At 63.3% G+C, this 20,406-nt stretch carries 21 protein-coding genes; 5 read left to right on the forward strand and 16 right to left on the reverse strand.

Going from position 1 to position 20,406, the window contains the following annotated elements; translation table 11 throughout:
- Positions 1-618: IS3 family transposase (locus tag E5S69_RS24005; RefSeq protein WP_171517099.1), on the forward strand; the 618-nt coding region annotated here is incomplete at its 5' end.
- A gap of 73 nt (positions 619-691) precedes the next feature.
- Here the strand turns inward: E5S69_RS24005 and E5S69_RS24010 are convergent.
- The 16 genes from E5S69_RS24010 to E5S69_RS24085 all read right to left on the reverse strand — a co-directional run bounded on the left by E5S69_RS24010 (position 692) and on the right by E5S69_RS24085 (position 15,847).
- The gene (locus tag E5S69_RS24010) at positions 692-1,183 is read right to left on the reverse strand and encodes a hypothetical protein (protein WP_232348063.1); all 492 of its coding nucleotides are present in this window, start codon (positions 1,181-1,183) and stop codon (positions 692-694) included.
- Positions 1,184-1,189: 6 nt separating this feature from the next.
- Positions 1,190-2,437 (reverse strand): shufflon system plasmid conjugative transfer pilus tip adhesin PilV, encoded by a 1,248-nt coding sequence (gene pilV, locus E5S69_RS24015; protein WP_171517100.1) that lies wholly within the window; start codon positions 2,435-2,437, stop codon positions 1,190-1,192.
- 7 nt (positions 2,438-2,444) lie between these two features.
- Entirely contained in the window at positions 2,445-2,924 is a 480-nt protein-coding gene (locus tag E5S69_RS24020) for a hypothetical protein (protein WP_115737247.1), read from the reverse strand.
- A gap of 37 nt (positions 2,925-2,961) precedes the next feature.
- Positions 2,962-3,462 carry a prepilin type IV pili gene (locus E5S69_RS24025; RefSeq protein WP_115737246.1) on the reverse strand — a complete coding sequence of 167 codons (501 nt, stop codon included), beginning with the start codon at positions 3,460-3,462 and terminating at the stop codon, positions 2,962-2,964.
- A 33-nt stretch (positions 3,463-3,495) separates the two neighbouring features.
- Positions 3,496-4,536, reverse strand: coding sequence for a type II secretion system F family protein (locus E5S69_RS24030; RefSeq protein WP_115737245.1), 1,041 nt, complete (start codon positions 4,534-4,536; stop codon positions 3,496-3,498).
- Entirely contained in the window at positions 4,533-6,338 is a 1,806-nt protein-coding gene (locus E5S69_RS24035; protein WP_115737244.1) for an ATPase, T2SS/T4P/T4SS family, read from the reverse strand. The genes E5S69_RS24030 and E5S69_RS24035 overlap by 4 nt, the downstream gene beginning before the upstream one ends.
- Entirely contained in the window at positions 6,335-7,597 is a 1,263-nt protein-coding gene (pilO2, locus tag E5S69_RS24040; protein ID WP_115737243.1) for a type 4b pilus protein PilO2, read from the reverse strand. Before pilO2 ends, E5S69_RS24035 begins: the two co-directional genes overlap by 4 nt.
- Positions 7,598-7,600: 3 nt before the next feature.
- On the reverse strand, positions 7,601-8,236 hold the full coding sequence (pilP, locus tag E5S69_RS24045) for a type IV pilus biogenesis protein PilP (RefSeq protein ID WP_236901423.1): 636 nt from the start codon (positions 8,234-8,236) through the stop codon (positions 7,601-7,603).
- Between the two features lie 118 nt (positions 8,237-8,354).
- Entirely contained in the window at positions 8,355-10,013 is a 1,659-nt protein-coding gene (locus E5S69_RS24050; protein ID WP_115737241.1) for a type II secretion system protein GspD, read from the reverse strand.
- Positions 10,010-10,513 carry a toxin co-regulated pilus biosynthesis Q family protein gene (locus tag E5S69_RS24055; protein ID WP_115737240.1) on the reverse strand — a complete coding sequence of 168 codons (504 nt, stop codon included), beginning with the start codon at positions 10,511-10,513 and terminating at the stop codon, positions 10,010-10,012. Before E5S69_RS24055 ends, E5S69_RS24050 begins: the two co-directional genes overlap by 4 nt.
- A 28-nt stretch (positions 10,514-10,541) precedes the next feature.
- The gene (locus tag E5S69_RS24060) at positions 10,542-10,979 is read right to left on the reverse strand and encodes a lytic transglycosylase domain-containing protein (protein ID WP_115737239.1); all 438 of its coding nucleotides are present in this window, start codon (positions 10,977-10,979) and stop codon (positions 10,542-10,544) included.
- Positions 10,976-12,214: a pilus assembly protein PilL gene (locus E5S69_RS24065; RefSeq protein ID WP_115737238.1), complete on the reverse strand. Its 1,239-nt coding sequence runs from the start codon at positions 12,212-12,214 to the stop codon at positions 10,976-10,978. Before E5S69_RS24065 ends, E5S69_RS24060 begins: the two co-directional genes overlap by 4 nt.
- On the reverse strand, positions 12,211-12,966 hold the full coding sequence (locus tag E5S69_RS24070) for a transglycosylase SLT domain-containing protein (protein WP_115737237.1): 756 nt from the start codon (positions 12,964-12,966) through the stop codon (positions 12,211-12,213). The genes E5S69_RS24065 and E5S69_RS24070 overlap by 4 nt, the downstream gene beginning before the upstream one ends.
- 31 nt (positions 12,967-12,997) lie before the next feature.
- The gene (locus E5S69_RS24075; protein WP_115737236.1) at positions 12,998-14,227 is read right to left on the reverse strand and encodes a TrbI/VirB10 family protein; all 1,230 of its coding nucleotides are present in this window, start codon (positions 14,225-14,227) and stop codon (positions 12,998-13,000) included.
- Entirely contained in the window at positions 14,227-15,123 is an 897-nt protein-coding gene (locus E5S69_RS24080; protein ID WP_115737235.1) for a TrbG/VirB9 family P-type conjugative transfer protein, read from the reverse strand. The genes E5S69_RS24075 and E5S69_RS24080 overlap by 1 nt, the downstream gene beginning before the upstream one ends.
- Before the next feature lie 16 nt (positions 15,124-15,139).
- Positions 15,140-15,847 (reverse strand): VirB8/TrbF family protein, encoded by a 708-nt coding sequence (locus tag E5S69_RS24085; protein ID WP_115737301.1) that lies wholly within the window; start codon positions 15,845-15,847, stop codon positions 15,140-15,142.
- A 358-nt stretch (positions 15,848-16,205) separates the two neighbouring features.
- Here E5S69_RS24085 and E5S69_RS24090 point away from each other — a divergent pair, with 358 nt between their 5' ends.
- From E5S69_RS24090 to E5S69_RS24105, 4 genes are read left to right on the forward strand one after another with little or no spacing between them, the layout of a single operon-like run.
- Positions 16,206-17,258 carry a CpaF family protein gene (locus tag E5S69_RS24090; protein WP_115737234.1) on the forward strand — a complete coding sequence of 351 codons (1,053 nt, stop codon included), beginning with the start codon at positions 16,206-16,208 and terminating at the stop codon, positions 17,256-17,258.
- 18 nt (positions 17,259-17,276) lie between these two features.
- Positions 17,277-17,624 (forward strand): TrbC/VirB2 family protein, encoded by a 348-nt coding sequence (locus tag E5S69_RS24095; RefSeq protein WP_115737233.1) that lies wholly within the window; start codon positions 17,277-17,279, stop codon positions 17,622-17,624.
- A gap of 2 nt (positions 17,625-17,626) precedes the next feature.
- On the forward strand, positions 17,627-17,956 hold the full coding sequence (locus tag E5S69_RS24100; protein WP_115737232.1) for a VirB3 family type IV secretion system protein: 330 nt from the start codon (positions 17,627-17,629) through the stop codon (positions 17,954-17,956).
- Entirely contained in the window at positions 17,950-20,406 is a 2,457-nt protein-coding gene (locus tag E5S69_RS24105) for a VirB4 family type IV secretion system protein (RefSeq protein ID WP_115737231.1), read from the forward strand. The genes E5S69_RS24100 and E5S69_RS24105 overlap by 7 nt, the downstream gene beginning before the upstream one ends.

Below are 20,406 nucleotides of genomic sequence, written 5' to 3' on the forward strand. Positions count from 1 at the left end.
CACAAGTTGATCCGGCGCCTGATGCTGCAGTTGGGCTTGAAGTCGCTGGTACGACCGAAGAAATACCGCTCTTACCGTGGAATGCTAGGACGGGTGGCGCCGAACTTGCTCAACCGGCAGTTCGCTGCGCAACGGCCCAACGAGAAATGGGTGACGGATGTGACCGCGTTCAACGTGAAGGGGCAGAAGCTGTACCTGTCGCCGGTGATGGATCTGTACAACGGCGAGATCATCGCCTGGCAGAGCTCCACAAGGCCCACCTTTGATTTGGTCCGTGGCATGCTGAAGAAAGCGATCCCACGCCTTAAGCGTAGTGAGCGGCCTTTGCTGCATTCGGATCAGGGCTGGCAGTATCAGATGCCAGCCTATCGACGCCTGCTGGGCAAGAAGGTCCGTCAGAGCATGTCACGCAAGGGCAATTGCCTTGATAATGCCGCGATGGAAAGCTTCTTTGGAACGCTCAAGTCGGAGTTCTTCTACCTGAACGAATTCGACAGCGTGAAGCAGTTGCAGGCTGGAATCCGGCAATACATCCACTACTACAACCACGAACGTATCCGACAGAAACTAAATGGGCTGAGTCCCGTGCAATACAGGACTCAGCCCTTGCAAGCCTAGTCTTCTTGAACCGTCCAACTTCTGGGGTTCAGTTCACATTGCGGGCTTTTCTTCTTTGTGTATGGTCCCCTACTTACTTGCAGACTTCATACATGGAGCTGTTTCCGTAGTTGCCGTTGCCGATCGTTGACAATTTCCACGCGCCCAGCCGATATTGGCTTGTCGCAAGGGCGGCCATAGCTTTATTTGAGAAATCCTGTTCATCAGAAATTTCTGCGTTGGACCACATTCTCGACCAGGCTGGTGTATAGCTTCCATCATTGACGACAATCCCGTAGCCAGCGCAGCCCCCATCCGCTGAGCAGTTGCCCATGGGCCCCATCGTGATCGCGAAAATGGGATTCTGAAACCGGCACGTCAGCGGCGGGGGCGGTGGCGGTGGCGGCGGCAGCGGTGCGGGTTCCGGGACGCCACAGTATGGCAATCCGTTTCCTCTCCGCAACCACTGTTGTCCCGGTAGGCAATCGGCAACGGTCATCGGGGGGGCGGGAAACGAATAGAGTTGCGCGTTGGCCACTATCGCTTCACAGGCGAGCACGCAAGTTAAAATAATTCGCTTCATCATGGATTCCTAATACATGCAACCGGTGGTTACGGTACCAACCAACTGGCCACCGAGTGCCCCGACGTCGTTACCGCTGTACCAGGCTGCTGGTGACATGGCACTGGCCTGCGCGTACCAGTAAGTGCCGTAGTCGTTCATTGAGAAGAACGTCCCTTGAATCGGTGGCATCACGTTCCCAGTAATGTTGACCATCTGCTGCTTCGGCGTGTACAGGGCCCATGCAGTACCGCCCGGGCAATAGTCCTTGCCGAATGTCATCCCATCGGTCACGTTGTCGTACTTCCGTGTAACGGACATGTTGCCGAGCGCATTGTTCAGCGACACATATCGATTGCCCTTGCAGATGTAGCCGACGTTGGTCGCACCCGTCGCCAGCTGGCCGCTGTTTGCGCATGCCATGCCCTCGTAGATGTTCGCCACCGCGGTGCCGATCGGCTGCCAAACACCACCGAAGCAGATCACGAAGCCTGTGCCTGTGCTGCTCCTGCGCGTAGATGGCTCCACATTGCAGGCCGAGCCAGGCACGGCGGTGTTGGTGATGTAGGTCTCGCCATTGCTGGTCAGCGCCGTGGTGGCGGTCGCGCGCCTGGCGTTGTTCACGTCGTTGCCACCCATGTCGATCGACGTCTGCATCCGGTTCAGCTCGGGATGCCCCGGCACCTGAACGCGGTACAAGTAGCCGTTGTTGGCTTGCGTGCCGGTAAAGGCTAGCAATGACGCCAGCCGGCCGCTGCCGGGATTGGTGTAGTTGGCCAGCGGCACCTGCCAGGCGCCGTAGGCGCCATAGGCATTGCTGGCCACCATCGTCGGATCCCCGTTCTGCCCCGGATACGGCACGAACCCGCCCTGCGCGCCCGCCTGGGCCGCGATTTGCACCAGCTGGCGTGTGTCCGTGATGGGCCGGCCGCCTTGCGAAGTCACGAGTGCCTGCAGGGTGTTCGGCGTCGGCTGCAGGACCTGGAGCAGCCACGTCTGTCCGAATACGTTCGCCGCCGAGAACCCCGCCGGCAAGTAGCCACCGTTGAGGAGCATCGCCGGCGTGACCGACACCGGTACACTGGCCGTGGCTTGCGCAGCAAGGGTGGCGGCTTCATCCTGCACAAACTGCAATGCCGCCTTGTCGAAGACCAGCATTTGGCTCGCTGCTGCCGCTGTCTGGACGTTGGTGACGCCAGCCTTTGCCCACGTCGCAAAGCCAGCGATGCTCAGCATCGACAGCATCAGCGCAACGAGATAACCGAGTATGGCTTCCATGCAACTCTCAGGTATTCAGCTGGACCCACTGGACCAGCGTGCCAACAGGAATTGACGCTGGCACGCTGTAGGCCGTGCCGGTCGTGAGGCTAATCGCAGTGCCCTGGCTACGAACCCGGAACCACGCCGCGCTACCTTCCGTGCTGCTGAGCAGCACCGCGCCGGCACCGGGAGAGACACGCACAAATCCATAGACATCCCTGCCACCCGCGGGGTTGGCCACCGCCATGCACCCCGCGCCAGAAGGTGCCACCATCCCCGCCGGCAGGATCGGCGCCACATTCGAACCTACGAGGCCTGGCGTTGCGCCGGCGGTCGAGACGCACGCGGCACCATAAGCCTGTGCTTGCTGCGCAGTCACCGCAGCCAAGGCCTCCATGCGCCCCGGCTCGCCGGCGCCGGGGACCGACTGCGACAGTTGGCGGCTCTGCGCCACGATGCCCAGACAGAACAGCACCGTAGCGAGTGGCAGAATGAGATACCCCATGCTCGTCTCCTCAGATCCCGGCGTCACGCCGGTCGCATCACTGGAAGGTCAGGGCGAAGGTCGCGGTGGCGCTGCAGGCGGCACTGGCGGTGACCTGGTCCGGCAGGTTGGTCTGGTCGAACGTCGTCGTGCCAACCGTCAGCGTCACGTAGTCCTTCATACCAAGCGTCGCGCTCACGCACTGCTTTGCCGTCTGCGCGTTGCCACCACCAAAGGTAATCACCCCGCGCGAACCATTGTTTGCCGAAGCCAGCGTGACCGCGTTACCCCAGGGGTCAACCAGCGCATTGCCGCGGACCATGTCGGTGGGGAACATGCCGCCGTTGATCATCGCCGCAATGTTGGCCGTGGTGAAGTTGGTATAGCCATTGTTGCCTTGGGAGAATCCGGCGCGAGCGTTGGTAATCAATTGCGCAATATTGGTCGCCACCACGCTCGCCTTGTGGTTCTGGAAGCCGTTGTAGCCGGCATAAGCGATGCCAACCAGTGCAAGCAGGCCCAAGACAATGGCGACGACGCGCCCGAGAATGCCATCCATTTGAAACTCCTATGCTGTTGAACACGCCAAGATTTAGAACTTGCCCATCGACGACGTGAGGATCGATGAGAGAGAGTTGGAACCCAGTTGCAGCACGACGAAGGCGAGGAACATCAGGCCGGTGAAGGCAGCGGACATGACCATCCCTTTGGCGAGCAATTGCCGCTCGATGACTTCAGCGTTCTGCCGCACGGCGACCGTGATCTTCTCGGTGAAGTCATCGAATCCAGCATACGCACCGATTTCGTCAATCAAGTCCATCGATGGGAAGCCATATCCGGTTTGCCGCATCGCCTCGGCCAGGTCCAGGCCGTCGGTGAGTCCGAGGCGGATAGGCTTGAGGCGCGACGCCATCCATGGCGAGGCGGTCTGAATCTGTCCCTCCAATGCGACCACGTCCGGCACGTTCGCCCGCAGTAGCGCAACAAACGACCTGAGCCAGGTGAATCCGTTAATCTCGCGATACACCGTAAAAGGGAAGACATGGTGGTCAAGGAACCGTCTGGCCGAGCCATCCCATCGCGGTAGCGCCCACCAGCTCCATATCGCATAGGCACCCAGGCTGCCGAACAGGACCGGCGCCGGCCAGCCCACCGCCAGCTGACCCATCCAGTACATGGCATAGGCCCAGTCCGTCCACTGGTCGAGCGGCACGAAATCCAGAAACTGCGGCACGATCTGGGCACCGATCAGGAACAGCACCGCGTATAGCGTCAGCAAATAGACCGTCGGAGCAAAAAAGCTAGCCTGCAACTTCTGACGCAGCCGCGTTGTCTGCTCGCGCACCTCAAGGACCAGACGCATGGCTTCCGGCAACTGCCCGGCGCGCTCGCCCGCATCCAGCACGCTGCGCTCCAGATCGCTGAGCCCGGCGCCCATGGCCGCCATCAGGGTCATGCCGTCCCGCACCTTGCGGGCGACGTCATGCGCCGCCTCGGCCGCTCGCTCACGCCCCCGACGGGCCAGCCGCTCGCGGAAGTCCTCCAGGATCTGTGCGAGGGTGAGGCCGTTTTCCAGCTGGCTCGATGCCTGCTGGTACAGGCGTCGGCGCATGGTCCAAGAAAGTCCGCTCATGTTTCGTCTCGGTGGGGGATAGCGTCGACACTGCGCTCGGCATCAATAGGCGATAGCCTGCCAGCGAGCACCAGATCCATCGCATGGGCAATCATGGGCTTGTCGGCGCCGGCGCGATTGCGATGCTTCCGGCGGGCCACCAGCACCCCTTCCTTGATGCAGTCCTGCATCAGATCCTCGCTTGTCACCACAACTTCAGCCACCGCCTGTTGGCCAACGATTGCATCGCCATGGCAATGGTCGCAACCTGCCCCGCGCACGCGCACCTCCGACAGATCGCCCCAAGTCCGCATGGCACGCAGCATGTATTCCGGCAAGGCACCCGGCGCGTCCTCCAACTTCACGCTGCACTTCGGACAGAGCAACGGGACCACGCGCTGTGCAATCAGGCCGATGATCTGGTTGTGGTTGCAGATCACCTCCATGGCCAGCCGGACGTGGTCCAGCATCATCAGACGCGAGAACGTTTCGAATGGATCCGTCACGTGCAGCGTGGTGAGCACAAGGTGGCCGGTGGCCGCGGCTTGCAGCGTGGCCACCGCTTCCTCGACACCACGGATTTCGCCAAGCAGGATGGCGTCCGGGTCCATCCGCAGCGTCATGCGCAGCATCTCCGGGAAGCGCTCGCTCTCGGTGGTCAGCTGGATCGCCCAATCCATCGGATACTCGGTCGGGTTCTCGATCGTGACCAGACGCTTTTCCGGGAACATTCGTGCCTGATGCCGGGTGCACTCGAATAGCGTCGTGGTCTTGCCGCTACCCGTCGGCCCTGTCACGACTACCACACCCATCGGCCGGCGCAGCAGCTGCGAGATCAGATCCACCTGCAGCGGCGTGTATCCCATCTGGCCGAGCATGAATTCACCCGAAGGGCTCTTCGGCGTGCTCAAGTCCAGCCGCTTCGCCGCATCGATGGCGTCTGCCTTGCGAGCGCCCTGGTGGTGCTCTCGATACTGCAGGCGCGCCACGAGGAAGCCGCCGCCGCTCTCCACCGGATAGGCCGGCCCTCGGACGATCCGCACGCTCGATAACCCGGTGCCAGGCAGTGCATCGCCCGCAATCTGGGCATCCTGTACGTCCAGAGGGTTGTAGGTCGCGGCTTTCACGGTGGCCAGGCCGGTGTACATGGCGCGCACGAGCCGCTCCCCCTCCTCCCGTCGCATCGACAGCGCCCCGACAGTACGCAGATCCCCCTGCACGCGTACCTGAATCTCGGTGTGGTGTTCCCGCACCAGCACGTGAATATCCGAGGCAATCAGCGCCGCGCAGTCGGCCACCAGCCGGCGCGCCAGGCTCAACGTCTGGAGGTCGGCATCCTGTTGCTGGCCGGAGCCGCGCTGCTGCCGCAGGACCGCCAGCTCCTGGGCCGACACTTTACGAACCTGAGGCGCAGCGCCGCTGCGGCGTACCTTAGCCTCCCAAGTGAGAAAGCGCGGGGTGCCGAAATGGCGGGCATCCACGTATATGTCGCAGGCGTGCACAGCGAGGGCTTTCTGGACGGTCTCACTGGTGAGCCCGTGGTCCAGGGCGAGGTCCTCGACATAGAGGCCGGTCTCGGCTACGCGTTGGCGCAGCGCTGCCGCATCCTCCGGCGCAAGCAGATTCAACATGCAGGCAACCTTGTCGAAGCTGCCCGCGAGCGTGCGCGGGTAGAGGATGTGCGGCGCCAGCACTTCTGGCGGGGGCGGCAGCGTGAGCATGTCGGACTTTGCCGACGGCTCCGATCGCGCGGCGACGACCGCGGTACGGTCCCCCTTGCGAGCGGCACCGCCCCACAGGCGCGAAAGTGTCCCGATCATCATGGCTTTCCTTGGTGTTGAGGCCCGGCAGCAGGAGCAGCGGCATTCCCGTTCCGCTGGGCGTACAGCTTCCCGACGCCCTTCCATGTCTGGTTCGCCGCTTCATAGCTGACTTCGGTCAGGCGCAAGCCAGCCACGTTATCGAGACCAGTGCCGATACCCATCCATGGCGGCGCGCCAAAGTGGATGTCCGCAGTCATCACAATCCATGGGTCGACAGGCGTCTTGCCATCCGAGGGAAGCAACGGCGGCGGCATCGTGACTTGCAGCGCCATGCCGCGCGCCTGCGCGTATGTCCAGATCGCGCGCTGGGCCTCGCGAACGGTGTCGATCCCTGACGGGGACGAGAGGAATGCTGCGCGGGCAACGGCGGTTGCATTCGCCTGATTGCCGTCCGCCGACAAGGAGCCTGGCGCGTTGGCAGCCACGCCACCCTCTCGCTTCCAGCTTGTCTCGATATTGAGCGTGGTCGCCGTCGCCGGCTTGCAGCTCCATGCGGCCATCGTCCAGCCGTTCTCTGCGAGCGGCTGCCCCTCCCATGCGCGCCGGCAGGCCTGCAGGAACGCCGACGGCAGCGCTTCTTCCACCCACGGAAGGGTTCGCGGGCGGGAAGCTTCGTTCAGCTGCTGCGCGGCGGCGATTGCGCGCTGGCGCGCCCGCTGTGCCTCCCGCTCAGCCTCCTGTTGCGCGTCATACCAGTACCAGCCACCGCCGACGAGCACGCCTAACACACCCACTGCGGCCAACGTATAAGCGGTTGACCGCCAAGGGCCTCGCAGCACATCGTGCATTGCCGACACGCCCTTGCTCGCGCGCGCCATGGCGGCGAGATCTCGTACGGTACCCTCGACCTCAGTCCAATCGCCCAGCGTGCGATGGCGGGCCCGGATCGTGTCCAGCTCCTCGAGGGTACCCACTCGATCGCCGCCCGAGATAATGGCGTGGCCCTGTCGAACCGCGACATACCAGTAGAGGTTGTCTTGAAGGTGAAAGAGGCCCATCCAAGGCTGGTGATGCTGGGCGGCCACGACGGCGGCGAGCGGCTTGACCGTGGCAACCTTGACACCAGCCATCGGCTCGCAAAAGCCGCTCTGCACGGCGCCTTCGGCGCTCTGGTGCACGACGCCCCAACGGAAGTGTCGGCCGAGTGCCATCGCGCTGCCGCGCACGGCGCTCTTGCTCGGCTGAACCTCCTCGTGCTGCCAGGTCAGCCCAATCGCGAAGGCGCCTTTCAACCCGGGAAACGACAGGATTTGCGCCATGAATCAGGGCCTCAGCGTACGCATGCGCTTGCCGTTGGCGAGCTTGACGCCGCCATCGTCGATGCCGACGACTTTCCAGCCACCATCCAGCGCGTCGCCGGCCACGACCGGCACAGTGCGCCCGTTGACCTCGACAACCGCGTTGAACTGGCCATCGAACGCGCGCAACGAAACGAGCCGCGGTGCCTCGGCCGCTTGCCGAGGCATCCGTTCAGCAACGCCGGCCGCCGGCATGGGTGCCCCAAGCGAAATGGCCGGCGCTGCTCCGGCAGGCGCAGCTGCACCTGCCGTGCCCGTCAACAGCGATTCTTCCGCCCGCTTCACCTCGGCCTTGAATTTCGCAATCTCGGCCCGGGCCTTCCACAAGGCAATCTGCGACTGCAACGCCGCGAGTTCCGATGCCTCGGTATGCCGCGGCGTTGTTGTCGCGTCGGCCGCCACTGCCGCATTGGCAGACGATGCCCCCGCCCCAGCAGCTGCGCCAGCAGCGCTGGCACTGGACGGCTGGGCCGCGGGCGTGGATGCAGGCGGCGCGGCCTCCTGCGTCCGCGCCGGCGGCCGAGCTGCCTGCTGCGAGGCTGGCTGTGACGCCTGCTTGCGGCCAGCTTCCGCAATCGCCGCGGAGATCGGGTCGGACATGGAAGACGCCGCGTTTGCCGAACCAGCCACCGATTGCAGCAAGGCTGCCGCGATAGCTATCCCGAGATGACTGCAACGAAGGTTGAATGCGCGATTCTGCATGGGATTGTCTGAAGTGTTACAGCAAGCGGGCCGAGATCATGATTGCGATGACGGTATCGCCACGGGTCGCCCCAACCCCGCCACCGAGCGCGGCCATCCACGGCTCACCCACGCCGTTGTTGGTGGTCGCCGCCTTCTGGTTGCGCAAGCCCGTGAGTACCAGGGATTCGCCCGGCTTCAGCGTGATGGATTGCGTGAAGCGGTTGGTCGGCATGGTCCGCAGCTGCACGCTGGTCTGATTGGCCGAGCCGCCCGAGTTGAACGGCTGCAGGGGCAGGAGGTCCGAGAGCGTCATGTCGAAGTTCATCAGGATCCGGCCATCAACGACCTTGGGCAGGAAGTTGCTGGTGAAGCCATAGGTGACCGTCGCAGTCTGAATCGAACTGGTGGAGCCGACATTCGCGGCGAGCGTCGTTTGCGCCTGTGCAACGTAGTCCTGCAGCGTCGCGGTCTGCAGCGCGAGGACCTTCCCGTTCTGCGTAACGCCCGAGCGAGACACCACCTGCGACACGTTGCCCAGCGTCGAGAGCGCCTGGATCACAGCCTTGCTGCCGGCAAATGGCCCGCTCATGATGGTCGCGCCGAGGTTCATCGGCGAAGCGCTGCCCGAGACATTCGGCATGCTGGCGGAATTAAACGTGACCCCTGGCTGCCCGCTGGAGCTCTGGTACGCGAGGGCCAGGTTCAGGCCATAGTTGTCCTCGCGCGTCACGCGGACCTCGTAGACCTGCACGTCGATGGCCACCTGCTTGCCATACATGGCGGCCAAGCTCTTGACGAACTGTTCGATGCGGTCGCACTGGGCCGGATCCCCGGTTACTGTGAGGGTGCCCAGGTTCTTGTCGACAACCACCTCGGCGCTGGCGCCGGCAACGGCCTTTGCGGTCACCTGGAGCGTCTCCCACGGCTTCATCTCGACCGACATGCTCATCGACTGCCCGCTGCGCCCGGCTCCGCTGCTACCATTGCTGGCCCCGGTCCCGCCGGCGCCCGACATGCCGCTCGAGCTGCTGTCCGTCGTGGTGATCGATCCATTCATCGAGGACGAATCAGCGAGGCTCGGCAGCATGAAGGTGCGGGTTTCCGTCTTAAAGAACGTGACCGTGCCGTCGTTGTACCGAGACCAGACCCCGAAATGCGCTTCCACGGCATCCAGGAAGCCCTTGAAACTTCCTTCGTACCGAAGGGTCAGCGGGAGCGCCGCGGCCCCGCCAGCGCTCCCACCCGCAGCAACGCTGAGCGGAGCGCCCAGATCTACCCGTGCCGTGCCGCCCATCGGAATCGGCCCGCCCGGGCGGACTGCGCCTGCCGGCTGTACCACCGGCGCTGCGCTTGACGCTGCAGCGACTGCCGACGGATCGACGGTAGAGCGCACGCCAACGCTTTGGGCGATCCAGTTGGCGGCTTCATTCAGTGAGCCGAGGGTGCCCTTGAACACCACATGCTTGCCGTAGATGTCAGGCTGAGGCTTGCTGGCGCGGATCTTCTCACCCATCAACCAGGCCCCTTCATGCACGCGGAACACCGGCCGGCTGCGCGGCGCGTCGGCGTAGCGCGCCTGCGCCTCGCTGTTGATGGCGCTCTGAATCTGGCGCGTCTCCATCACGCCGCAGCCGGAGAGCAGCGTGGCTGCCGCCACGGCCGCCGCGGTATAGCGTTTGCATTGCTTCATCATTGGACGATCCCGTTTTGGCTGATAATCACGGTGCGGTTGCCGCGCCAACTGTCGCCCACCACATCGGCACCGTTGTTGGCCAGCTCCTCAACCACACGCTTGACGGCGAGCTCGAAGTCCCCGCCGTAGTCCTTGTCGCCCGGGACGATCCAGCCATCCGGGACATTCCAGACCACCGTCCAGCCCGCGCGTGTAGCCCATTTCTGCAACTGCTGTTGCAGCGGCTCGCCTTTCACGAGGCGGTAGACGTCACCGACCACGGCGGCGGGAGGCGCGCTCACTGCGGTTGCGGCCGATAAACTCGCACTGGCAGCAGGCGAAGCGCCATTCGCTGCAAGCAGCGTGCGATCGATCGAGGCAGCATTCGCGCGGGAGGGCTGCAGTGACTGCCAGCCGTCGTTTTGCAACTGAGCGGCGTGCAAGGCCGGCGCGATGAACAGACCGCTCAAGAGCGAGCCCGCAGTCACGACTAGGCGGACGATTCGAAGGGGTTGGGACATAGCTATGGTCTCGATTGAACGGGTAGGACTAGCGCAGGGCCGCGCGCTGCAGCGCTTGCCATCGGGCATGAATCTGATTGGCGTACCGCAGTTGTTTGTCGGGCGACGAGGCGTTGTAGGCCCCGACCGCCTTCCACGTTGGGCCGAAGCGCTGAATGTTCTCGCGCAGAATCCACGCGCCGACGTACGCATTGGTGCATCCATCGAACAGATGCGCGCGCGTGATGCCGTATCGCCCCAGCCGAGGAAGATGGATGGAGTTGATCTGCATGAGTCCGATATCTTCCGAACCGTTGGTATTGCGGTTGGTCACCCATGGCCGCATGCCGGACTCCTGCCAGGCGATGCTGCGCAGCAGGGTCGGGCTCACACCGTGGAAGGTCGCAGCATCGTCCAGGCAGTCGGCACGGACGGCGCCCGCGAGCATGGCCAGACAGATGACTGTCCCGATTGGGATGACCCTCATAGCGCCACCTTCCCGGGCTGCTCTTTGAACCGAACCTGCGGTACACGATCCACGTAGACCACGTTCCCGTCGGCGATCACGGTCATCCGCGCGGCAATCCCGTTGAACTTGTAATAGCGGTCCTTCTGCTCGCCGTTGCGCTGGTGGTCGTCGCCGAACACCGACACGCTCACCATCGATTTCTTGAAGCTGAGGTAGGTGGCGCCGTCCTTCTCGAACACCATGTCCAAGCCGGCCCCGTTCTCCGCTGGGAACACATACTCGATTTCTGGGGTGCGATCCACCTGCACCGACTTACCGTTTGCGGTGGCGGTGAAGCGGTCGACCGTCGAAAACGACAGGATGCGCTGCGCCTCGTCCCACTTCGTCCAGATCTTGCTGTCGGAACCGTCACGCAGAGCCAGGTCCTTCGGTTCCTGCTCGAATCGGATTTCAATGAGCCCCTGCTTGTTGTCGCGGATCGCAACCGCGCCGAATGCCGAAGCCAGCGTGGGCCCTTCCGGTAGCGGCGTCGCGACAACGGGGATAGGCGCCGCTGTTGATTCGGTCGCGACTTGCAGCGTTCCGCCCTTCTGCGAAGGCTCGCCAATCACAGCGAAGCCCTTCGGCGGTGCAGCACGCAGCGCAATGTTGCGCCGGGTGAAGTCCACCTCCGCATACAGGTTGCGGCGATCCAGCACGCGCGCGAGCGCCTGCAACCAGTTCTCCCCGCTGCCGAGCTCAACGGTGACATCCTCGGTCATCGGAATGTCCTTCTGCGCGGTGCCGGTCCAGCCGGCCGGCGCGATGGACTTGATCATCTGCGCCAGAGGCAGGGTCGATCGGCCGGGACGCACCACCTGGAGCGTGGTATGGCTTCCGATCAGCGCCAGCCGCCCGGAAATGCCGGCCAGACTTCGTGGCAGGTCTCCTGCAGGATTCGCAGGCTCAGACGTGAATCCGTTCGCGCGCTTCCAGCGCGCCAGCACCGGCTGGCCGTTCACGGAATAGCGTACGACGTCGGGCACGCCATCGACCACCCAGTAAGGCCCGGTCTGCAAGGCGCCATCGGCCTGGACCGCCTGGCCCGGCCGAGGTTGGATGTACGTGGAGAGCCCGTCGTTGAAGATGAGCGCAGGACGATCGGCCGCCCGGGCAACGATCTGATAATCGAAGTCGAGCGGGTCGGTATCGGCCGCCATGGCGCTGGCGCTCGCCGTCAATACCAAAGCGGAGAGAAGGAGCGGCCTGATCATCGGAATTTTGCGACGTGGTTCATGAAGCGAGCGAAGTACGGGCCACCACGCTCCGGATTGGCGCTGTGGTACCAGGCCACAGCCTTCATCGTGGAGCCGCTGCGCCGCAGGTTTTCGGTCAGAATGTCTTCGGCCACGCGGATGTTGGTCGCCGGCGCCAGCGCGTCCCACGGCGAGGAGAAGCGCTTGCCGTGGTAGCACCAGTTCACCTGCATGAGCCCGACGTCGAAATCGCAGCGCTGGCTCGCCAGCAGCCGATTGATCGCCGTATAGGCTTCCTCTCGCGTGGCGAAGAACATGCCGCGACCGGCCACGTTCAAGGTCCAGGGCCAGGGCCGCCCGCGATAGGCCGACTCGTTCATCGCGATACCCGCGGTAATCTTCGGATCCACACGTTGGCCCATCTGCGCAAACGGCTCGGTTTTCGGCGCGCATGCCCATCCGCCACGGCGCTCAGCAAGCGCCTCCTGCGCTGCCTCAGTCAACTCGGACGGGCGCAGCCAGCCTTCGCGCGCAAAGAATCCCGAAATCGGCACCGCCTTGCCGCTGAGCTGGACAACAGGACCGGCATCCGACCCTGCTTCGATCGACGCGCCGATCAGGCGTGATGACCACGCAAGGAATGCGTCGAGCCCGCAGTAGAGCACCGGTTTTCCCACGATCGTGTGCAACAGGTCCTTGCCGTCGGCATTCACGACCACCGCATTCGGGCTGATGACCGCCTGGATCGTCGCGGCGGGCGCGGAGCTCATCAGCAGACCAGCAACGAGTGCGACCAGCGTCTTAATCACGGTAGGCCTCCAGCACCATGTCGTGCTTGACCTGCACCATCATCTTCTGGCCCGGCTCCGTCGTGATCGTCGGCCGGATGCCCTGGTTGCGGCTCAGGATCGTGGATGCGGTCTGGGCAGCGATTTGGCCGGCAGCAGTTCCATAGGTCGTCAGGCCATTGGCGCCGACTGTGGTCGCCGTGTTGTTGTCCTTAAAGGCATGCTCAAGCATGCCGATAACCAGGGCAGCGCCGAAGATCCTCAGGAAATGATTGTTGACGTCACCACTGATACCGGAGTAGCCGTTGGGGTCGGCACCCTGCATGCCCATCAGCGGCACGGTCTTGCCGTTCGGCAGCTGCATGCGCACGAAGGCGGCGAGGATGCGCTCCTGACCCACGGCGATATCCGCGCTGTACGTACCCACCAGCGTGCTGCCGGCCGGGATCACCTTGCACCGCCCCGTCACCGTGTCGTAGACGTCCTGCGAGACGGTCGCGCGGAATTCGCCTGGCTTGTCCGAGTTGAGGCCTCCTGCGAACGTCGCAGGAATGACGAAGCCGCGGCTGACCGTGCATTTCGGAAGTTTCCCGTCGAAACCGGTCCGCAAGGTCTTCGCGGCGGTGGCATCGCGCAGGAACTTGTTGTCGGAAGACGCGGGCGCTTCGGCAGGTTCGGGAACGCCATTGCTTGCACTGGCGCGTGCGACCGCTGCCTGCTGCAGGGCGCGCATCTGCGCGGGGTCGGTTAAGTCCGCCATGCCAGCCGGCATCTTCGTGCCGCCTATCTGCGACTTGCGCATGCCCTTCTTGTAAATCGATGAGGTGAAGATGTCGTCTTCCTCGTTCTTCTTCACCTCGGCAGTGGTTGGCTTGGCAGCGCCAACCAGGTCGCCAGCCTTCATGATCGGTGCCGTGCCGCTGTCCGGCTTCTCCGCGCGAGCCCGTTGCCGCTCAGCCTCTTCCCGTGCCCTTGCCGCCTGTTCGCGGATCGTGGCCTCGAGCGACTGGCCGTTGTCGCCGCTGCTGGCCCGCTGGCGCAGCTGCTCCGCGCGGTCCTGCTCGGCCTTGGCATCGGACTGCTCCTCGCTGACCGACTGGAAGTAGTAGCCGAGCCCGCCGACGAGGAACGCCGCGACGACACCAAGCGCCATCACGATGTTGCGCGGCAGCTTCCCCTTGACGGTGCGTTCCTGCGCATCCGTCACGTCGGAGACGTTGGTGGACGACTTCCGATCGCGCATCAGAACAACCCCAGAATGCGGCGACGGCCGCGCTCGATCTTCACTTCATCCGAGCCCGAGCGCAGTGCGATCGTTTCGGCCAGGCGCTGGACGACGAGGAATTCGCCTCGGCGGATGAAGTTCACCACCACGAAGTCGCTGCCGTCCTTGACCAGAGCAACCGGCCAGTCGGCGCCCTTCGGGATGCGCAGCCAGATCGCCTTGCCGTCGTCAAAGACGGTGTCCGGGCGGAAGCCAGCACTGCCGGAAATGGAATAGTCGAAGTTGAGCTGCTCCGGCGCCACCGCGACGGCATCGGCGCTGCGGCCACCAGCTTCGGGGGACAGCGCTTCTGCGCCGTCGGCACGCGATTCACTGCGCGCCTTCGCCTTGGCAGCAAAGGACGTCGGGATACGAAAGCGCACCTTCTGGTAGAAGATCCCACCCAGGGGCGAGGACACCAGTGTGAATTCGTAGCTGCGCTTGTTGGTGTTGACCGACAGTGTGTTGACCAGGCCGGCAGCCTGCGGCTTGACGTACAGGTGGTTGAGTCCATCTGTCTCGTAATCCCAGCGAACGCTCTCGCCCCAGGCTGGTTCGCCGACGATTTGTTCATCGTCGGGGAACTCGATGGTGGTCATCTTCAGCGGTGCGGACAGGATGCGAAAGATCTGGTCTCGGTTATAGGTGAAGACGACCAGTCGGGAATCGCCGGGCAGGGCTATGGGGTCCACCCCACCGTTGAAGGGATTGGCAGGGTTCATCGCATCGCTGATGTCGCCGATGCCCAGCGCTGCCACGCCTGCGCCGGGGCGGCGCATCGGCTTGTCGGCAGCGTGGGTTTCGGTCACGGCAAAGCTCAGCGCCAGCACGGCGGCAGCCAAGGCACTCAGCGGGGATGACTTGCGAATTTCCATGAGCGTGGTCGCGGCCTCAGGCCGGCGATTTCTGAAGGCTGAAGAAGACGGGGTGGACACCGAACGGATTGGTACCGAGCACGGCATCACTGGTCGGCGGCTTCACCTGGTAACGGAAGGTCATCGCGTACCGCATCTTGCGGGGCTTGTAGCCATCTTCCGTCGTGGTGGTGATGAACTCGACCGCGACCGTGCTGTCGGGAAGCACCGCGACATTGGTAACCTTGACCTCGCGCACCAGGGTGGCTGACGTGCCCACCTGCCGGAACGGCTCGTCCTCGGTCACCCAATCCTCGAATTGCTTGCGCGAAGATCCGATCATCTGTTCTCGGACCGACCGCAGGTTCCGCGCCATGCGGGAATCCTCGACCTGTGTGGTCAGAATCGGCTCGATCGTGAACCAGCGCGTGACGAGGTCCTTGAATGCCCACTGCAGCTGAATGCCTTCCGGCTGGAACGCTTCCAGCTCCCGCACGATGGGCTTGCCGCTGGCGTCGGCTGACACGCCGACCGCCTTCACCACGGAGGGCGGTGGCTCGCGGGTCATGATTGCCGCGAGCGCAATGCAACCCAGCCCGAGCGTGGCCACCTTCCAGTGATTTCGCTCAATGGCAATCCTGGTCGTACGGTCGAAGATCACCTGTTCGGGACTCTCATTGCCGTACATCCCCGGGGATACCGCCAGGGTCTTGGCATTGCTGGAATTCTTGCGGAAGAGAGGCATGCTGCGGCAGTCCATTGGGATGCCGCTAATTGAAGCAGTGAACCCTCACCGGAGTACCGAGGAAAGCAGTGCGATTTTGCGCGGCTTTCTGAAATTGTTTCCCTCTACGCAGTCCGCATCCGCTTTGGATGCTGACTCCATTGGGAGAGCTAGCGAGTTTCAATAGTCCGAAAAGCTCGCAGTTTTGGTATGGCTTTCCGGAAATCAGGTATGAGCATGCTCAGCCTTACAAGCACGGTCTGCTTCGCTTGAGATCACTTCAGCAGAGCGATGCGTGCGCAAGTTTTCTGGAAAGCTCGCAAAAATCACCCTGCTTTTGACGGCCCACTTCATGGGCCGGCCGCCAACAATAGCGGGCATGCAATCCTCCGACCTGACCCATCCAGTCCTGCAGCTCAGCCAGCTCGAAGCCAGCGCCGTTGCGATGTTCTTTGAGTCGCTGGCACCAATCCGCGCATTCATCGATGCGTCGGATGTGGCCGAGGTCATGGTGAACCGTCATGACAGCATTTGGGTCGAGCGACGCGGCGAAATGACACGCCTGGACGTGCAGCTGGAACCGGCCAAGCTCGAGGGCGCAGTCCGATCGCTGGCCTCCTCCGTCCAGAAGTCTGCCGTGCGTGGCACGGCACAGGGCATCATCAACGCCGGCCATAAGGGCCTGCGCATTGCTGCCGTGATGCAACCCACAGCCATTGATGGCCACGCATTGAGCATCCGACGTCACCGTGAGACGAACTTGTCCCTCAGCGACTACGTCAAGGCAGGCGCATTCTCGGCCCGGCATGCCCGCAGCAAACACACAGACCTTCCCATCTTCAAGGGGGCGGTCGAAGACGACGCGCTGAAGGATGCCCTCATCGAGTTGGTGCGCCAGCGCAAGAACATCCTCGTCGCCGGCGGCACCTCCTCCGGCAAGACCACCTTCCTGAATGCGCTCGTTGAGAACATCCCCGACGGCGAGCGCGTCCTGACCATCGAAGACACGATGGAGCTAAAGACGCGTGTGCCGAACGCGGTGCGCTTGCTCTCCAACACCGACAAGAACGTGACCACCCAGCAGCTGGTGGCCCTTGCACTGCGATTCCGCCCAGATCGCATTCTCGTTGGCGAAGTGCGCGGTGGCGAGGCCTTCGACCTGCTCCAGGCGCTCAACACCGGCCACGACGGCGGCATGGCGTCGCTGCATGCCAACAACGCCCGCTCGGCGCTCTCCCGCATGGAGAGCCTTGCGATGCTCGGTATCCCCCACGGCTCACGTTGGGAGCTGGACGACATGCGCAAGCTGATCGCGGAGTGCTTTAACTACGTCGTCCATATGCGCCGCACCGGCGAGATGCGCCATATCTCGGAAATCATTGAAATCAAGGGTTTTCGCAACAACGACTACGACCTCGAACGCGTTTTCTAACCACCAGGAGTCTCTCCCATGTCTCACCGCTTTACCCAACGTGCAGCCGCAACGGCGCGAAAATCCCTCCCCTCCATGCTGGTTCTGGTCGGATTGATGGGCGTCGCCACCTCGGCCGCGGCTGCCGATTTCGGCTTCCTCGGCAACCTCGGCGAGTTCATCTGCGGCATTGCCACCTTCATCAACACAAAGTACCTCTTCGTGGCCGGCCTGATCCTGATCGTGCTGGGCGCCATCGGTATTGCCAACTCCGAGTCGACCATCATGAAGTTCGTCTCGGTCATCTGTATCGGCATCGGTCTGGCCGCCGCTGCACCGGCAATCATGAAAACGCTGGGCGTCGCCGCTCAGTGCACCGGCTTCTGATCATGCGCGAGCACCACGTCAGCATCGGCCTTTCCCGGCCGCGCCAGATCGGCGGTGCCGTTCGTGGTCTGGCCATCGCCAATGGCACCGTTGTCGCCCTGCTGGTGTACGTGACCTTCCGCAGCGGCTGGAAGATCCCGGTGGCCGTCGTGGTGATGGGCATGGCCTTCCACGCGCTCCTGCGATGGCTTACCAGTCGGGACCCGTGGTGGAACCAGATCCTCAACGTCTACAACCACTACGGCGATCTGTACGAATCAACTCCCTGGCACGGCAAGCTGAGCACCCTCTTTCGCCGCCCCTATGGCTTTGACAGCGACCTGCCATGCTGAACCTGAAACGCCGCCCCCTCTACGAGATTGCGCCCTGGCTGACGTCGATCACCCCGGAGCTGATCCTGAACAAGGATGGGTCGTTACTCGCGACCTACGAGTTCCTGGGTGTCGATGCCGACAGCCCGGACAGCAACGACATTACGTCGGCCCGCAATCAGCTGGACCAGGCGTGCCGGTCGTTCGATAACCGGATCACCGCATGGTGGAAAATCAGCCATCGGCGGGCGCGCAGCTATATCGACGGCGATTTTACGGCGGGGGCGGATGCCCGGCTGGACGCGCTGAACCGCGCGCACATGACGACCGGGAAGTACTTCCACAATACCCACTCGCTGGCGCTCGCCTATACGCCGGAGAGCGGCATCGCGAAGTTCTTCGACAAAACCGGCTACCACATGACGGTTGGCGGCAAGTCGGTCATTCCTGCCATTTTCGAGGCGACGAAAGACACCCTCTTTGCGCGCAGCGCCTTTGCGTTCGATCTGGAGAAGCTGACGACGGACGCGCGCCGCTTCGAATCCATGCTGGACGCATTCACGGGGGGCGTGCCGCGCCTGCGCACGCGCCGACTGGTCATGCAGGACAGCTACGCCGTCCTGCACCAGGCGGCCAACCCGAGTGTGCCGCCCCGCCGGATTCGATACCCGGTGACCCTTCTCGATACCCATCTGACGGAATCCGAAGTCACGGTCGGCTCCGAGCGGCTGCTGTTCGAATCCGCCCACGGGAAGCGCTACGCCGCGATCGTTGCCGTCAAGGAATGGATGAGCTTCCAGGAAGCGGCACTGGATAGCCTGATGCAGATCGATGCCGAGCTCGACGTCTGCATCATGTACCGGTTCCTCGATACGGCGCGGGCGGCAGCCTACATCGAGAAGGTCCGGCGCTTCTACAAGATGGCGGCGCTCAACGTGCGGGCGATCCTGAAACAGTACTTCGCCAAGGAAGAAGCCGAGAACGATGAAGGTCGCGAGGAACTGGCCAAGGAAGCGGGCAAGGCCCTCAAGCGGCTGACGGCCGAAGGCACCCAGCACGGCTTCGCCAATATCTCGATCGTCGTCTATGGCGATACCGAATCGGCTCTGGAAGACTCGGTGAGCGAGGTGGTGGGCGCGCTCACAAACGCCGGCTTTGGTGCCATCCGCGAGAAGGCCAACCTGATGCCGGCATGGAACAGCACCCTGCCTGGCCGATGGGACAAGCAGCGGCGTCTCCAGTTTGTCGAGACACCCGCGGTTTCCGACCTTGCACCGGTGCGTTCCGTCATGCCCGGGCCCACCCGCAACGCGTGGCTGTCGGACAAGGCCGGCAAGGAGGTGCCCCCCCTCACCTGTCTGCCCACACGTCATCGCACCGCACAGCGCGTTGACCTGCATCAGCCTGGCGGCAACGGGCATCTGCTGATCATCGGCCCCATCGGCGCGGGCAAGTCAGTGTTCCTGAACTTCCTGGTCTCGCAGGCCGGGCGTCACGACGCGCGCCGGATCCGATTCGACAAGGACCGCTCGACCCGCATCCCGACGCTGCTCAGTGGCGGCGCATTCGTCGACGTGACCGGCAAGTTCCAGGCGGCGACACACGTGAACCCCCTGTCGCTTCTCAATAGCCCGACGAACTTCACCTATGTCACCGAATGGGTGACGCTGGCCCTCGAGGATGAAGATTTCTCCCTCAGCCCTCAACAATCGCAGGACATCTTCGAGGCGGTGAAGATTCTCGCGACGTACCCGCGCGAGCACTGGACCCTCGGGCGCCTGGCCACACTGCTGCACGACAGCCTGCGCGAACGGCTGCAAATCTGGCTGCAGGGCGGCCAGTACGGGCACTTCTTTGACCACGCAGAGGACGCATTTGACGTCAGCGACAACCTGTCGATCGAGATGGGCGACCTCTTCGAGAAGTATCCACGCGCCGCGGTGCTGTTCTCGGACTATGCGTTCTATCGCATCAGCCAGTCGATGGACGGGCTCCGGTACACCATCATCGAAGTCGAAGAGGCGGGCTTCTTCTTCCAGCATCCCCGGTTCTACAAGCGGCTGGAGACCTGGATCACCACCATCCGGAAGCTCAACGGCGCCGTCTGGATGGCCACGCAGTCGCTGCGGCAGCTCGAACGTGTCCCGGACTTCGAAATTCTCAAGGACAACGTCGGCAATCTGATCTACCTGCCGAACAGCCAGGCCAATACCAGCAAGGACCTCTACAAGGACAAGTTCGGCCTGACCGACGACCAGATCCAGATGATCAACGACGCGGTGCCGAACCGGGACTATCTGTGGATCACGCGGGCACAGACGCGGATGCTTCAGAGCACGTTCTCCGACGAGATGGTGGCGATGCTCCGCTCCGATGGCGTGGCCCAGTCGATCCTCGATCGTCACTACGCTTCCGGCGCCACGGACTGGCAGCAAAACTACGTGCGCGAGATGCTCGCGCGCTCTGCATAA

It is taken from the genome of Cupriavidus necator (assembly GCF_013141915.1).
Classification (GTDB): domain Bacteria; phylum Pseudomonadota; class Gammaproteobacteria; order Burkholderiales; family Burkholderiaceae; genus Cupriavidus; species Cupriavidus necator_B.